Here is a 13,996-nt window from a genome sequence, read left to right as displayed (position 1 = left end):
TGCTACGACTGGAGGTCCCCATGGGAATTGAATGGCTGAAACCGGGCGTGGTCCTCGGGTCGCTCGTGTATGCGCTGATCGGCGTGGTGGTCTTCTGGATCTGCTTTCTGATCATCGACAAGATCACCCCCTATGACCTGTGGGGCGAGATCGTCGAGAAGCAGAACAGGGCGCTGGCGCTCGTCGTGGCCGCCATGTGCCTCGGCATCAGCGTCATCGTGGCCGCAGCAATCCATTGAGCGACGCGGCCCTGCCCGCGCGCACCCCGGATGCGCGGGGGCCGCAACCCGTGGAGATCGCGCTGCTCGCCAGCGTGTTCGTCGTCGCGGCCTGCGGCCTCGTCTACGAACTGAGCGCGGCCGCGCTGAGCTCCTACCTGCTCGGCGACTCGGTGCTGCAGTTCAGCACCATCATCGGCACCTACCTGTTCGCCATGGGCGTCGGCTCGTGGCTCTCGCGCTACTTCGACCGGCAGCTGCCGGCGCACTTCCTTCGCATCGAACTGCTCGTGGCGCTGATCGGCGGCGCGCTGCCGGCGATCCTGTTCCTGGCCAACGCCTACGTGCCGGGCGCGTTCCGGCTGCTGCTGTACGGCCTCGTGGTGGTGGTGGGCACGCTGGTGGGGCTCGAGATTCCGCTGGTGATGCGCATCCTCAAGCGCAACATCGTGCTCAAGGACCTCGTGTCGCAGGTGCTGACCTTCGACTACCTGGGCGCGCTTGCCGTGTCGGTCGCGTTCCCGCTGATCCTCGTGCCGCAGCTGGGCATGATCCGCACCGGCCTGCTGTTCGGCGTGATGAACGCCGCGGTGGCCGTGTGGGCGCTGTGGCTGTTCCGCCATGAGCTGCGCCGCGCCGGCGCGCACGCGGTGGCCTGCTTTCTCACGCTGGCCGCGCTCATCGGCGCCTTCTGGGGCGCCGACCACATCACCACGCTGGCGGAAGACAAGTTCTACCAGGACCGCATCGTCTTCAGCGCCAGCTCGCCCTACCAGCGCATCGTGGTCACGCGCGGCGCGCTGGGCCACCGGCTGTTCCTCAACGGCAACCTGCAGTTCGCCGAGCGCGACGAGTACCGCTACCACGAGGCGCTGGTGCACCCCGCGATGGCCGCGCACGGCGCGCCCAAGAAAGTCGCCGTGCTCGGCGGCGGCGACGGCATGGCGGTGCGCGAGATCCTCAAGTACCCCTCGGTCGAGTCGGTCACGCTGGTGGAGCTCGATCCGAACATGACGCAGCTCTTCACCACGCACGAGACGCTGGCTGCGCTCAACGGGCACGCGCTGTCGTCGCCGAAGGTGAAGGTGGTCAACACCGACGCGTTCCAGTGGCTGCAGCAGGACGGCGACACCTTCGACGTCATCGTGGTCGACTTCCCAGACCCGACCAACTTCGCCATCGGCAAGCTGTACACCAACAGCTTCTACGCGCTGCTCGACCGGCGCCTGTCGGCCAGCGGCTACGCCGTGATCCAGACCACCTCGCCGCTGGTGGCGCGCAAGAGCTACTGGACCGTGGCAAGCACCATCGAGTCGGTCGGCCTGAAGGCCACGCCGTACCACGCGCACGTGCCCAGCTTCGGCGAATGGGGCTACATCATCGCCAGCCACCGGCCCTACCGGCAGCCCGACGCGCTGCCGGGCGGCATGCGCTTTCTGACGCCGGCAACGCTGCCTTTGATGTTCGACTTTCCGCTCGACATGGCACGGGTGCCAACCGAAGTGAACCGCCTGTCGAACCAGACCTTGGTCACCACTTATGAGCAGGAGTGGGGCAAGGTCATGGCGCACTGATATGGCTCGCCCCCAGGCTGCGCGCACTTCGTGTCGCTTCGCCAACCCCCTGCCGGGGGCAACACCTGCGGCCCGGCAAAGCCGGTTCCGCGGTGTTCCACGAAGGAACCGTGTGCCATGAGGCGTCGTGGCTTTCTTGGCGTCGCTGCCGGTGCAGGCGCCCTGGCGCTGGCCGGCTGCGAGGCGCCGCCACCGCCCATCGAGGGCGGCTTCACCGGCATCGATGTCGCGCGCGGCCACGCGATGCGCGACGGCGCGCTCAGGTCGCAGGCCCCGGCCACCGTCAAGCGCACTCGCGTCGTCATCGCGGGCGGCGGCGTCGCCGGCCTCGCGGCCGCACGTGCGCTGCGCCTCGCGGGCATCGACGACTTCGCGCTGCTCGAACTCGAGGACACCGCCGGTGGAAACGCGCGCGGCGGCTCGGTCGGCGGCATCGCCTGCCCGCTCGGCGCGCACTACCTGCCCACGCCCGGCGACGACGCGCACGAGGTGCAGGACCTGCTCGAGGAACTCGGCCTGCGCCGCCGCGTCGCCGGCCGCTGGACGTATGACGAGCGCCACCTCTGCCACAGCCCGCAGGAGCGCCTCTTCTTCCGTGGCGAATGGCAGGACGGGCTGCTGCCCGTGCACGACGTGGGCGATGAAACGCACGCCCAATACCGCCGCTTCGCACAGCGCATCGACGCGCTGCAGCACGCCGCCCACTTCGCCATTCCCACGCTGCGCTTCGCCGTCACGCCCGAACTGCTCGCGCTCGACGCCCTGCCCTTCGCGGGCTGGCTCGACCGCGAAGGCTTCGACGATGCCCACCTGCGCTGGTACCTCGACTACTGCTGCCGCGACGACTACGGCGCCGGCATCGCGCAGGTGTCGGCCTGGGCCGGCATCCACTACTTCGCGAGCCGGCACGGCTTCCATGCGCCGGGCGACGCGAGTGGCAGCGTCAATGACACCAACCCCGACCGCGACGGCGTGCTCACCTGGCCCGAAGGCAACGGCTGGCTCACGAAGCAGCTGGCCGCACCGCTGGGCGGGCGCCTGCACACCGGCCAGGTCGTCACGCGCATCGCCGAAGGACGCGCCGGCGTCGAGGTCGATGCGTGGGATGCCGCCTCGAAATCGATGGTGCGTTGGCAGGCCGAGCGCTGCATCGTCGCGCTGCCCGTCTTCATCGCCGCGCGCGTGGTCGAGAACCCGCCGTCGCTGCTGACCAGCGCCGCCGCGCACGTGCGCTACGCCCCCTGGCTGGTCGCCAACGTGCACCTGCGCGGTCCGCTGGCCGACCGCGTCGGCGCCGCGCCGAGCTGGGACAACGTGATCTACGGCACGCGCGGCCTCGGGTATGTCGATGCGCGCCACCAGACGCTCGACCCCACGCCGCGCGGCACCGTGCTCAGCTGGTACCGCCCGCTGGGCCCGAGCGGCTACGACACCGGCGACGGCCGCCAGCTGCTGCTCGAGCGCCCGTGGACCGCATGGCGCGACGAGCTGCTGGCCGAGCTGTCGGTGCCGCACCCCGACCTGCCCGCGCTCGCCACGCGCGTCGAGATCACGCGCTACGGCCACGCCATGTCGATCCCGCGGCCCGGTCTGCTCGCGCAGATCGGCGCGCACGGCGACCGCGTGGCCGCGGGCCGGCTGTCGTTCGCGCACGCGGACTGGTCGGGCTATTCGATCTTCGAGGAAGCCTTCACGCGCGGCCACATCGCCGGAGCGAACCTCGCATGAAGACGCTGGTGCTCGGCGGCTATGGCAACTTCGGTGCGCGCATCAGCCGCGCACTGGCGCAGGACGCGGGCATCGAGCTGTACGTCGGCGGGCGCGACCTCGAACGGGCCACGGCCTTCGCGCAGTCGCTGGGCGGCAGTGCACGCGGTGTGCGCGTCGATGCGCAGTCGCCCGACCTCGCGCAGGGGCTGGGTTTTCTGGGCGTGGACCTCGTCATCCACACCGCCGGCCCGTTCCAGGGCCAGGACTACCGCGTGCCGCAGGCCGTGGCAGCCGCCGGCGCGCACTACATCGACCTGGCCGACGGCCGGCGCTTCGTCTGCGACTTTCCCGCCGCGATGGACGCGGCCTTCCGCCGCGCGGGCCGCACCGCCGTGGCCGGCGCCAGCACCGTGCCGGCGCTGTCGTCGGCGGTGGTCGATCACCTCACCAATGGCTGGCAAGGCATCCGCAGCATCGACATCTGCATCGCGCCGGCACAAGGCGCACCGCGCGGCGAAGCCACGCTCGCGGGCGTGCTCGCCTACTGCGGCGCGCCGATCCGCGTCTGGCAGGGCGGCCGCTGGACCGAGCAGCCCGGCTGGGCCCATCCCGCGAAGGTGCAGTTCGCGCGCATGAAGCCGCGCCGCGGCGCCTTGTGCGACATCCCCGATCTCGAACTCTTTCCCACGCGCTACGCCGGCGTGCAGTCGGTCATGTTCCGCGCCGCACTCGAGGTCGGCCTGACCCAGCACGCCTTCGCTTTCCTGGCGTTCCTGCGCCGCACAGGCCTGCTGCGCGCACCGCAGAAGCTGGCCCCGCTGCTGCACGCGACGGGCGGCGTGTTCGATGCGTTCGGCACCGCGCTGGGCGGCATGGTGGTGCGCGTCGAAGGCACCGATGCGCACGGCGCCATCGCGCGCCGCGCCTGGCACATCGCGGCCGACGACAACCACGGCCCCGAGATTCCCTGCATGGCCGCCATCCTGCTGGCGCGCCGGCTCGCGCGCGGCGAGGCGTTGCCGGTGGGCGCGCACGCCTGCGCCGGGCTGCTCGCGCTGCCCGAGTTCGGCCCCGAGTTCGCGCGCTGGGGCATGGTGACGGACGTGATCGACGAAGGGGCGCCCACGCCATGACGCGCCCGGCTGTCGACGGCGACGACCGCCTGCTGCGCCTGAGCCTCGTCGCCGTCTGGCTCTTCACCGCCGTCGCCAGCATCGTCGAGCTCGACGGCCAGAGCCGCCGTGTGCTGGCCGACGCGGGCATCGCCTCGCCGCCGTGGCTGGTGCAGGTGCTGATCGTCGGCGGCGCGGCGGCCGATCTGGCGATCGGCCTGGCGCTGTGGCTGCGACCCGGCCGCACCGTCTACCTGGCCGCCTTCGCGTTGATGCTCGCCATGACGCTCGTGGCGACCGTGCTGCAGCCGGACCTGTGGCTGCACCCGCTGGGCCCGCTGCTCAAGAACCTGCCCATTGCCGCGCTGCTCTGGCACCTGCATCGACGCGCCACGCCATGAACACCTACCTCGTCCTCAAGTGGCTGCACATCGTCTCCAGCGTGCTGATGGTCGGCACGGGGCTGGGGTCGGCCTTCTACATGTTCTTTGCCAACCGCAGCGGCAGCGTGCCGGCGCAGGCGGTGGTGAGCCGGCTGGTGGTGCGGGCCGATTGGTGGTTCACCACGCCCACCGTCATCCTGCAGCCGGTCACCGGCTTCGCGCTGGCGCACCTGGCGGGCTGGCCGCTGTCGACGCCGTGGCTGGCGCTCTCGCTGGGGCTGTTCGCGTTCGCGGGGGCATGCTGGCTGCCGGTGGTGTGGCTGCAGATCCGCATGGCGGCCCTGGCGGGGCAGGCGCATCGCGAGAGCACCGCGCTGCCGTCGCTGTATCTGCGCTACCAGCGCTACTGGGAACTGCTCGGCTATCCGGCCTTCGTGGCCATGGCCGTCGTGTTCTGGTTGATGGTGAACAAGCCCGCACTTTCGTTCTGACGTTCGAGACGGGCCGGTGCGCGGGCCCTGTGCGGTTTTCACGCAGACTTCACACACAGCGCCATGGCTTCACAGACCGGGCAGAGACTGTCAGGCGCCAACAAAAACATCGGGGGAGCGTCCATGCTTCAAGTTGCCAATCGAAAACTCGCGTCGCTCAGCGACGTGCTCTTCACCGGCCTCAGCCGTGTGCTCGGGTTCTTGCGTCCGCTGGCACGCGGACTCATCGGTTCCTGGCGACCCCCGGGGTGGCTGCGCATCGTGGGCGCCTTTCTTCTCTTCGGGCTGCAGTGGTTGCAGCAACGGCTGGCCTGGGTGGTGGTGCTGGCACTGCTGGTGCTGGCCGGCTGGTTCGCGAGCCCGCAGGTGCTGAAGTGGTGGCACGGCCTCACGCCCGATCGCGTCGAGCCCGTCGTTTCCACCGCGCAGATCGTGGCGCCGCCGCGCACGCAGATCGAAAACGACAAGGGGCCCAACCCGGTCGTCATCAACTTCTCTGCCTCGGTCGCGCCGATCGCGCGCATCGGCCTGGAGGCGACCGGCGTCAGCATCGAGCCGGCCATTGCCGGGCGCTGGTCGTGGAGCAGCCAGAAGAAGCTCGAATTCCTTCCCGCGCAGGATTGGCCGGTCGGCCAACCCTACAAGGTGCAGCTGGCGAAGGACGCGCTCGCGCCGCACATCGAGATCGAGCAGCGCAAGTACGAGTTCACCTCGCCCGAATTCAGCGCGCGCATCGCGGGCGCGGAGTTCTACCAAGACCCGGTGCAGGCCAACGTGCGGCGCGCGCTCTTCCAGGTGCGTTTCTCGCACCCCGTGAACACGGCAGAGTTCGAAAAGCGCCTGGTGCTGACCTATGACCAGGCCTGCGGCACCTCGATCTTCAGCGTGGGCAAATGCGCGAGCGAGAAGTTCACCGTCAGCTACGACAAGCTGCGCCTCACCGCCACCCTCCAGTCCGAGCCGCTGCCCATCCCCGAGAAGACGCGCCCCGTGGTGCTCAGCCTCACCTCCGGCGCGGTCGCGCAGAAGGGCGGCCCCGGCCAGCGCAGCGACCTCTCGCGCGCGGTCGACATCCCCGGCCTCTTCAGCCTCGACATCGCGAGCATCGACCCCACCATCGTCACGGGCGAGAACGGCGAGCCCGAGCATGTGATGCACGTCACGGCCTCGATGCCGGTGCACGAACGCGAAATGGCGCGCGTGGTGCAGGCCTGGCTGCTGCCCGCCACGGAAGAAGCCAAGGGCGACCCCGAAGACAAGTTCGACTGGTCCGCCGACCCCGCGAAGGTCACCGACGCCGTGCTGCGCCGCGCGAAGAAGATCAATCTGCAGCCCATCGCCAGCGAGCGCGAAGTGACCGAGATGGTCAGCTTCCGCATGCCCCAGGCCGAGGGCGGCCGCTACCTGCTGGTGCGCGTGGCCAAGGGCCTGAAGACGCCGGGCGGTTACCAGCTCGGCGCGGCGCGGCAAGACGTGCGCCTGCTCAAGACCTTCGCGCCCGAGCTCACCATCATGAGCCAGGGCTCGCTGCTCGCACTTTCCGGTGAACGCAAGCTGCCGATCCTGGTGCGCGACCTGCCCGGCATCCGCCTGGAAATCGGACGCCTGCTGCCGCAGCAGCTGCAGCACCTGGTCACGCAGACCAACGGCGACTTCGCGCATCCGCAGTTCAACGGCGGCCTGCAGTCGGACAACCTCGTCGACCGCTTCCAGAAGGAGATCCCGCTCAGCATCCCCGCCGGCAAGGCGCACTACGAGACCGTCGACTTCGCGCAGTACCTGCGCAGCGACGTGGCCGACCGCCGCGGCGTGTTCCTGCTCAAGGTGCAGGGCTTCGACCCCAAGGCCAAGAAGAAGGCCGAAGGCGATGCGGCGCAGGCCCAGCCTGAAGAAGAACAACAGGAAGAACAGCAACAGTACGAGGGCGAGGGCGACCCCGAAAGCGGCAACCCCGAAGACCAGAAGGACCAGCGCCTGGTGCTCGTCACCGACCTGGGCATCGTCGCCAAGAAGTCGCTCGACGGCACGCGCGACGTGTTCGTGCAGAGCATCGCCAACGGACAGCCCGTGGCCGGTGCGCTGGTCGAGGTGTGGGGCCGCAACGGCATGATCGTCGCGTCGCAATCCACCGACGCCACGGGCGCCGCCAAGCTGCCGAACCTCGCCGGCTACCAGCGCGAGAAGGCGCCGGTGGTGCTGGTGGTGCGCAAGGACGGCGACCTGAGCTTCCTGCCCTTCAACCGCAGCGACCGCACGCTCGACATCTCGCGCTTCGACGTCGGCGGCCTGCGCGCGGCCGGCGTGCCAAACCAGATGACCGCCTACGTGTTCAGCGACCGCGGCATCTACCGCCCGGGCGACACCATGCACATCGCGATGATGGTCAAGGCCGGCAACTGGGCCACGTCGCTGCGCGACCTGCCGCTCGAGGCCGAGATCATCGATGCGCGCGGACTCAGCGTGCGCCGCGAGAAGCTCAAGCTCGGCCCCGGCGGCGCGGCGGAAATCGCCCACGCCACGCAGGACACCTCGCCCACCGGCAACTACACCGTCAACCTCTACCTGCCGCGCGAATCCTCGCCCGGCAACCCCGAGGTGCAGGGCCTGCTGATCGGCAGCACCACGGTGAAGGTGCAGGAGTTCCTGCCCGACCGCACCAAGGTCGTCGCCAAGCTCAGCAGCGAAGTCGCCGAAGGCTGGGTCAGGCCCAAGGACCTGAAGGCGCTCATCGACGTGCAGAACCTCTTCGGCACGCCCGCGCCCGACCGCAAGGTCGAGGGCACGCTCACGCTGAGCCCGGCCTTCCCGGTGTTCCGCGCGTTCGCCGACTACGCCTTCTTCGATCCGCAGCGCGCCACCGAGAAGCAGGTCGACGACCTGGGCAGCGTGCAGACCAGCGCCGAAGGCAAGGCCGAGTTCGACCTGCGCCTCTCGCGCTTCGATGCGGCGACCTACCAGGTGCACGTGCTCGCGAAGGCCTTCGAGCCCGAGGGCGGGCGCAGCGTCTCGGCCGAGGCGCAGACGCTGGTGAGCGACATGCCCTACCTCGTGGGCGTGAAGGTCGATGGCGACACCAGCTACGTGAGCAAGGGCGCCGCGCGCAATGCGACCGTGATCGCGATCGACCCGCAGGCGAAGAAGACGGCCGTGGACGCCCTGAAGATCGAGCGCGTGGAGCGCAAGGTGCTGTCGGTGCTCGTGAAGCAGGACAACGGCCTCTACCGCTACGAGTCGCGCAAGAAGGAAATCGTGATCGACGAGAAGCCGCTGGCCATCGTCGCGGCCGGCAACACCATTGCGCTGAACACCTCCACGCCCGGCAACTTCGCCTACGTGGTGCGCAATGCCGGTGGGCTGGAGCTGAACCGCGTCGAGTACAGCGTGGCGGGCAACGCGAACGTCTCGCGCTCGCTGGACCGCAACGCCGAGCTGCAGCTCACGCTCGACCGCAAGGACTACGAGCCGGGCCAGGAGATCGAGGTGAGCATCCGCGCGCCGTACGTGGGCGCCGGCCTCATCACCATCGAGCGCGACAAGGTCTACGCCCACGCATGGTTCAAGACCGACAAGACCGCCTCGGTGCAGAAGATCGTGCTGCCCAAGGACTTCGAGGGCACCGGCTACATCAACGTGCACTTCGTGCGCGACCCGGCCTCGGACGAGGTCTACATGAGCCCGCTGTCGTACGGCGTCGTGCCCTTCGCCACCAGCCTGGCCAAGCGCACCGCCAACCTGCAGCTCACCAGCAGCGAACTCGTGAAGCCCGGGCAGACGGTGAAGATGAAGCTCACCAGCGACAAGCCCACGCGCGCCGTGCTGTTCGCGGTGGACGAAGGCATCCTGCAGGTGGCGCGCTACAAGACGCCCGATCCGCTCAAGCACTTCTTCCAGAAGCGCGCGCTCGAGGTGGGCACCCTGCAGACGCTCGACCTGATCCTGCCGGAGTTCAAGAAGCTCATGCAGGGTGCAGCGCCCGGCGGCGATGGCGAAGGCGAGCTCGGCAAGCACCTGAACCCGTTCAAGCGCAAGCGCGACAAGCCGGTGGCCTACTGGTCGGGGCTGGTCGATGTGAACGGCAGCCGCGAGTTCAGCTACACCGTGCCCGAGAGTTTCAACGGCAGCCTGCGTGTGATGGCCGTCGCGGTGAACGACGAGACCACCGCCGCCAAGAGCACCCGCACCGTGGTGCGCGGCGATATGGTGATCCTGCCGAACGCACCGCTCGCAATGGCGCCCGGCGACACCGTCGAAGTGGGCGTGGGCCTCGCGAACAACATCGTGGGCTCGGGCAAGGACGTGCCCATTGCGCTCACGCTCACCGCCTCGGGCGGGCTCGAAGTGGTGGGCGATGCGACGCAGACGCTCAAGGTCAACGAGCGCGGCGAAGCGAGCACCAGGTTCAACGTGCGCGCCAAGCCGGGCGAGCAGGCGGTGCTGGGTTCGTCGGCGCTGGTGTTCACCTCGACGCACAAGACCTTCAGCGCGCGCCTCTCGACCGAAGTGAGCGTGCGGCCTGCGTCGCCGTTCGTCACGCTGGTGCAGGCGGGCAGCTTCCAGCGCGCGGGCGAGCTGAGCAGCAAGGCCGACCTGTACCCGAACTTCCGCAAGAGCGACGTGGCGGTGTCCGCCGCGCCGTGGGCCTTCGCGACCGGCCTCATGCAGTACCTGGAGGTGTACCCGCACGGCTGCACCGAGCAGATCACGAGCCAGACCTTCCCGGCCGTGCTGCTGTCGGGCCGACCCGAGCTGGTGAAGGAAATGGCGCGCGGCCGCACGCCGGAGCAGGGCCCGATGCCCGAGGCGCGCAAGACCTTCGAGCGCTACCTCGTGCAACTGCGCGCACGGCAGACGGCCGACGGTGGTTTCTCGTTGTGGCCTGGCGCGGGCACCGATGCCTTCGCCACGCTCTACGCGGTACACCTGCTCATCGAAGCCAAGGACCACAAGCTGCCCGTGCCGCAAGACCTGCTGCAGAAGGCGAATACGTACCTGCAGGGCTGGCTCGGCAGCGGCGACACCTCGCTCGACGGCTGGCGCCAGCGCACGCAGGCGGCCTACCTGCTCACGCGCCAGGGCATCATCGCGCCGGCCGCACTGGCCAACCTGCGCGAAGCGTGGCGCAACAAGCAGACCCAAGGCTGGAGCGACGACCTGGGCGCCGTGTACCTCGCCGCGAGCTATCAGCTCGTGAAGCAGGAGCAAGTGGCCAACGAGCTGCTCAACCCGGTGTGGTCCGACCTGCTCGCGCGCACCGAAAAGAAGCAGCGCCGCAACGTGTGGGGCGCGTACTACGACCCGCTGGTGCACGACAGCATGACGCTGCACCTGGTGGGCCGCCACTTCCCTTCGCGCCTGAAGACGCTGAAGCCCGAAGTGTGGGAAGGCATGGGTGCGATGGTGCGCGACGGTTGGTACAACAGCCTGTCGTCGGCCTCGATGCTGCTCGCGGTCGATGCGTACTTCGAAGCGGTGGCGCAGAACGCCGAGGGCAAGCTCACGGCGCAGACCGTGAATGCACAAGGGCAGGCTGCGGCGCTCGCGCTGGGCTCGGTGAACCCGATCACGCGCGCCGCGGTGCCCGCCGGCACGGCCAAGCTCAAGCTCTCGAACGACAGCGACTTCAACCTGTACTACAGCTGGGCCGAACAGGGCTTCGAGCGCAACGTGCCCACCACGCCGGTGAACCAGGGCCTGGAGATCTTCCATGAAGTGCTCGATGCCAAGGGCAACCCGATCACCAAGGCCAAGCTTGGCGAAGAGGTCACCGTGCGGGTGCGCGTGCGCAGCCTGGAGCGCGCACAGCTCAACGACGTGGCGCTGGTCGACCTGCTGCCAGGCGGCCTGGAGCCGGTGCTGCAGGCCGTGGGCGACGACCAGGAAGCCAATGCCGATGCGCCGATCTGGAAGAAGCGCCTCGGTGGCGGCGGCTCGTGGAAGGTGCAGTACGCCGACATCCGCGAAGACCGCGTGGTGTTCTACGGCGCCGTCGACAAGAACCTGCTCGAAGTGACCTACAAGGCGCGCGCCACCAACGTCGGCGACTTCGTGGTGCCTGCGGCGTATGGCGAGGCGATGTACGACCGGCGCGTGTATTCGCGCTCGGCGGGTGCGCGCTTCCAGGTCGTCGCGAACTGACGCCAGGCAGCGGAGGCCGTCATGCGCTTGGGCGTGAAGTTGGGAAGGCTGCGCAAGCCAGCGCTGTGGGCGCTGGCGGTTGCCTTCCTGCTCGCCTTGCTGCGCCTGTGGCCGCACGCCCCGCTCAGCGAAACCGTCGGCAGCTCGCGCGCCGTGTACGCGCAAGGCGGCGAGCTGTTGCGCCTCACGCTCGCAAGCGACGAGCAATACCGCCTCTGGGTGCCGCTCGACCGCATCTCGCCGACGCTGGTCGATGCGGTGCTGCTGTACGAAGACCGCCGCTTCTACGCGCACCCCGGCGTCAACCCCGCCGCGCTCGTGCGCAGCGCGTGGCGCATCGCCAGCGGCGAGCGCCGGCAGGGCGGCTCGACGCTCACGATGCAGCTGGCGCGGCGTGTCTACGGCATCGACAGCCGCACGGCCATGGGCAAGATCGCGCAGATCGGCGCGGCGCTCTGGCTCGAAGCGCGTTTCGGCAAGCGCGAGATCCTCGAGGCGTACCTCAACACCGCGCCCTACGGCGGCAACATCGAAGGCGTGCAGGCCGCAAGCCTCATCTACTTCCGCAAGGACGCCGCCAAGCTCAGCCTGCCCGAGGCGCTGACGCTCGCGGTGATTCCGCAGAACCCCGTCAAGCGCATCGCCGAGCGCGGTCGCAATGCCGAGCTGCAGTCGGCACGCGAACGCTTGTGGGCGCTGTGGGCCGAGCGCGATCCGACCGCGAAGCAGCACGCGCCGGATGCACAGCTCGCGCTCTCGGCACAGTCGCGCGGCAGCCTCCCCTTTCTTGCGCCGCACGCCACCGACATGCTGCTCGCGCAGGAACGCGGTGTGCAGGAAGTGCGTACCACCATCGACCTGCGCATGCAGGCCACGCTCGAACGCGTGATGGGCCAGTACCTGCGCACGCATGCCGACGTGGGCATGACCAACGCGAGCGCACTGCTGCTCGACGCCTCGACCATGCAGGTGCGCGCGCTGATCGGTTCGGCCGACTGGCACAACGACGCGATCGCGGGGCAGGTCAACGGCACGCAGGCCAAGCGCTCGCCGGGGTCCACGCTCAAGCCCTTCATCTACGCACTCGCGCTCGACCAGGGCTTGCTGCATCCGAAGACGATGCTGAAGGACGCACCGACCTCCTTCGGCCCCTACACGCCCGAGAACTTCGACCATCGCTTCGCTGGCCCGCTGCCCGCGCAGGAGGCGCTGATTCGCAGCCGCAACATCCCCGCGGTGGCCGTCGCCGCGAAGCTGTCGAAGCCGGGGCTCTACGACTTCATGCGGCTCGCGGGCGTGCAGAAGCTGCAGAGCGAATCGCACTACGGCCTCGCGCTGGTGCTGGGCGGCGGCGAAGTCACGCCCGAGGAGCTCGCGGGCCTCTACGCCACGCTGGCCAACGGCGGCATCTCGCAGCCGCTGCGCTACACGCAGCCCGCGTCCGACGAGCGGCCGGTGCAGCCGCTTCGCCTCCTGAGCGAAGAGGCCTCGTTCATCACGCTCGACATGCTGCGCCACACGCCGCGCCCCGACACCACGCTGCCCGCGCGCCCCGCCATCGCATGGAAGACGGGCACGTCGTGGGGCTTTCGCGATGCGTGGACCGCGGGCGTGTTCGGTCGCCATGTGCTGGTGGTGTGGGTCGGCAACTTCGATGGCACGAGCAACCCCGCGCTGGTGGGCGTCGATGCGGCCGCGCCGCTGTTCCTGCGCATGGTCGATGCGCTGCGCGCGGAGCGGCTCGATCCCGGCGAGATCGCGACGCGCCAGCCGCCTGATCTGCGCCAGGTCGAGGTGTGCACCGCGACGGGCGGGTTGCCCGATGCACTGTGCCCGGTCCGCACCACCACATGGTTCATCGCCGGCAAGTCACCGATCCAGGTGAGCAACCTGCACCGCGCCGTGTGGGTCGACGAGACGACCGGCAAGGTGGTGTGCGGGCCGCAGCCCAACGCGCGCCAGCAGGTGGTCGAGCAATGGGGCAGCGACATGCGGCGGCTGTTTCGCCAGGCGGGCCTGCCGCGCGCGAGCCTGCCGACCGACGGCTGCGAGAAGGGCGAGGCTTCGGAGACGGCGCCGCTCATCACCTCGCCCTTGCGCGGCGTGCGGCACACGCTGCGCGTGAAGAAGCCCGAGCCACTCGTGCTGCGCGCCGAAGCAGCGGCGGGCACGCAGACGATCTACTGGTTCGCCGATGACGCACTGGTCGGCAAGGCCGCGCCCGGCGAAGGCATCACCTGGATGCCGGACATGGCCGATTCAGGCCGGCGCTACGTGCTGCGTGCGGTCGATGACCAGGGCCGTGCCGAGTCGCGCGAAGTGACGGTGGACATCGCACCTTGAAGCCGGTGGATGTCACGGCGCCGTCACGCG

Annotated in this window: 8 protein-coding genes; all 8 read left to right on the top strand. The window is 69.5% G+C overall.

The window, feature by feature from the left end:
- The first annotated feature begins 20 nt into the window (after positions 1 to 20).
- The 8 genes from AC07OX_RS13515 to pbpC all read left to right on the top strand — a co-directional run bounded on the left by AC07OX_RS13515 (position 21) and on the right by pbpC (position 13,966).
- The gene (locus AC07OX_RS13515; protein WP_062473571.1) at positions 21 to 239 is read left to right on the top strand and encodes a DUF350 domain-containing protein; all 219 of its coding nucleotides are present in this window, start codon (positions 21 to 23) and stop codon (positions 237 to 239) included.
- Positions 236 to 1,792 (top strand): polyamine aminopropyltransferase, encoded by a 1,557-nt coding sequence (locus AC07OX_RS13510; RefSeq protein ID WP_495261299.1) that lies wholly within the window; start codon positions 236 to 238, stop codon positions 1,790 to 1,792. The genes AC07OX_RS13515 and AC07OX_RS13510 overlap by 4 nt, the downstream gene beginning before the upstream one ends.
- A 117-nt stretch (positions 1,793 to 1,909) precedes the next feature.
- Positions 1,910 to 3,520 (top strand): FAD-dependent oxidoreductase, encoded by a 1,611-nt coding sequence (locus AC07OX_RS13505; protein WP_495261300.1) that lies wholly within the window; start codon positions 1,910 to 1,912, stop codon positions 3,518 to 3,520.
- Positions 3,517 to 4,635 (top strand): saccharopine dehydrogenase family protein, encoded by a 1,119-nt coding sequence (locus tag AC07OX_RS13500; protein ID WP_495261301.1) that lies wholly within the window; start codon positions 3,517 to 3,519, stop codon positions 4,633 to 4,635. Before AC07OX_RS13505 ends, AC07OX_RS13500 begins: the two co-directional genes overlap by 4 nt.
- A complete protein-coding gene (locus AC07OX_RS13495; RefSeq protein WP_495261302.1) occupies positions 4,632 to 5,015 on the top strand; it encodes a DoxX-like family protein in 384 nt (127 codons plus the stop codon). The genes AC07OX_RS13500 and AC07OX_RS13495 overlap by 4 nt, the downstream gene beginning before the upstream one ends.
- Entirely contained in the window at positions 5,012 to 5,488 is a 477-nt protein-coding gene (locus AC07OX_RS13490; RefSeq protein ID WP_070063336.1) for a DUF2269 family protein, read from the top strand. The genes AC07OX_RS13495 and AC07OX_RS13490 overlap by 4 nt, the downstream gene beginning before the upstream one ends.
- A gap of 123 nt (positions 5,489 to 5,611) precedes the next feature.
- Positions 5,612 to 11,623 (top strand): alpha-2-macroglobulin family protein, encoded by a 6,012-nt coding sequence (locus tag AC07OX_RS13485; RefSeq protein WP_495261303.1) that lies wholly within the window; start codon positions 5,612 to 5,614, stop codon positions 11,621 to 11,623.
- A 21-nt stretch (positions 11,624 to 11,644) separates the two neighbouring features.
- A complete protein-coding gene (pbpC, locus tag AC07OX_RS13480; RefSeq protein WP_495263277.1) occupies positions 11,645 to 13,966 on the top strand; it encodes a penicillin-binding protein 1C in 2,322 nt (773 codons plus the stop codon).
- The last annotated feature ends 30 nt before the right edge of the window (positions 13,967 to 13,996 follow it).

This window comes from Variovorax sp. GW821-FHT09D07, assembly GCF_059416345.1.
This window is presented reverse-complemented; position numbering and strand designations above follow the sequence as displayed.

What these genes read in the sequence shown, in the direction of transcription:
- AC07OX_RS13505 (WP_495261300.1), top strand. Translation starts at nt 1,910, where the DNA reads ATGAGGCGTCGTGGCTTTCTTGGCGTCGCTGCCGGTGCAGGCGCCCTG.
- AC07OX_RS13495 (WP_495261302.1), top strand. Translation starts at nt 4,632, where the DNA reads ATGACGCGCCCGGCTGTCGACGGCGACGACCGCCTGCTGCGCCTGAGC.
- pbpC (WP_495263277.1), top strand. Translation starts at nt 11,645, where the DNA reads ATGCGCTTGGGCGTGAAGTTGGGAAGGCTGCGCAAGCCAGCGCTGTGG.
- AC07OX_RS13500 (WP_495261301.1), top strand. Translation starts at nt 3,517, where the DNA reads ATGAAGACGCTGGTGCTCGGCGGCTATGGCAACTTCGGTGCGCGCATC.
- AC07OX_RS13515 (WP_062473571.1), top strand. Translation starts at nt 21, where the DNA reads ATGGGAATTGAATGGCTGAAACCGGGCGTGGTCCTCGGGTCGCTCGTG.
- AC07OX_RS13485 (WP_495261303.1), top strand. Translation starts at nt 5,612, where the DNA reads ATGCTTCAAGTTGCCAATCGAAAACTCGCGTCGCTCAGCGACGTGCTC.
- AC07OX_RS13490 (WP_070063336.1), top strand. Translation starts at nt 5,012, where the DNA reads ATGAACACCTACCTCGTCCTCAAGTGGCTGCACATCGTCTCCAGCGTG.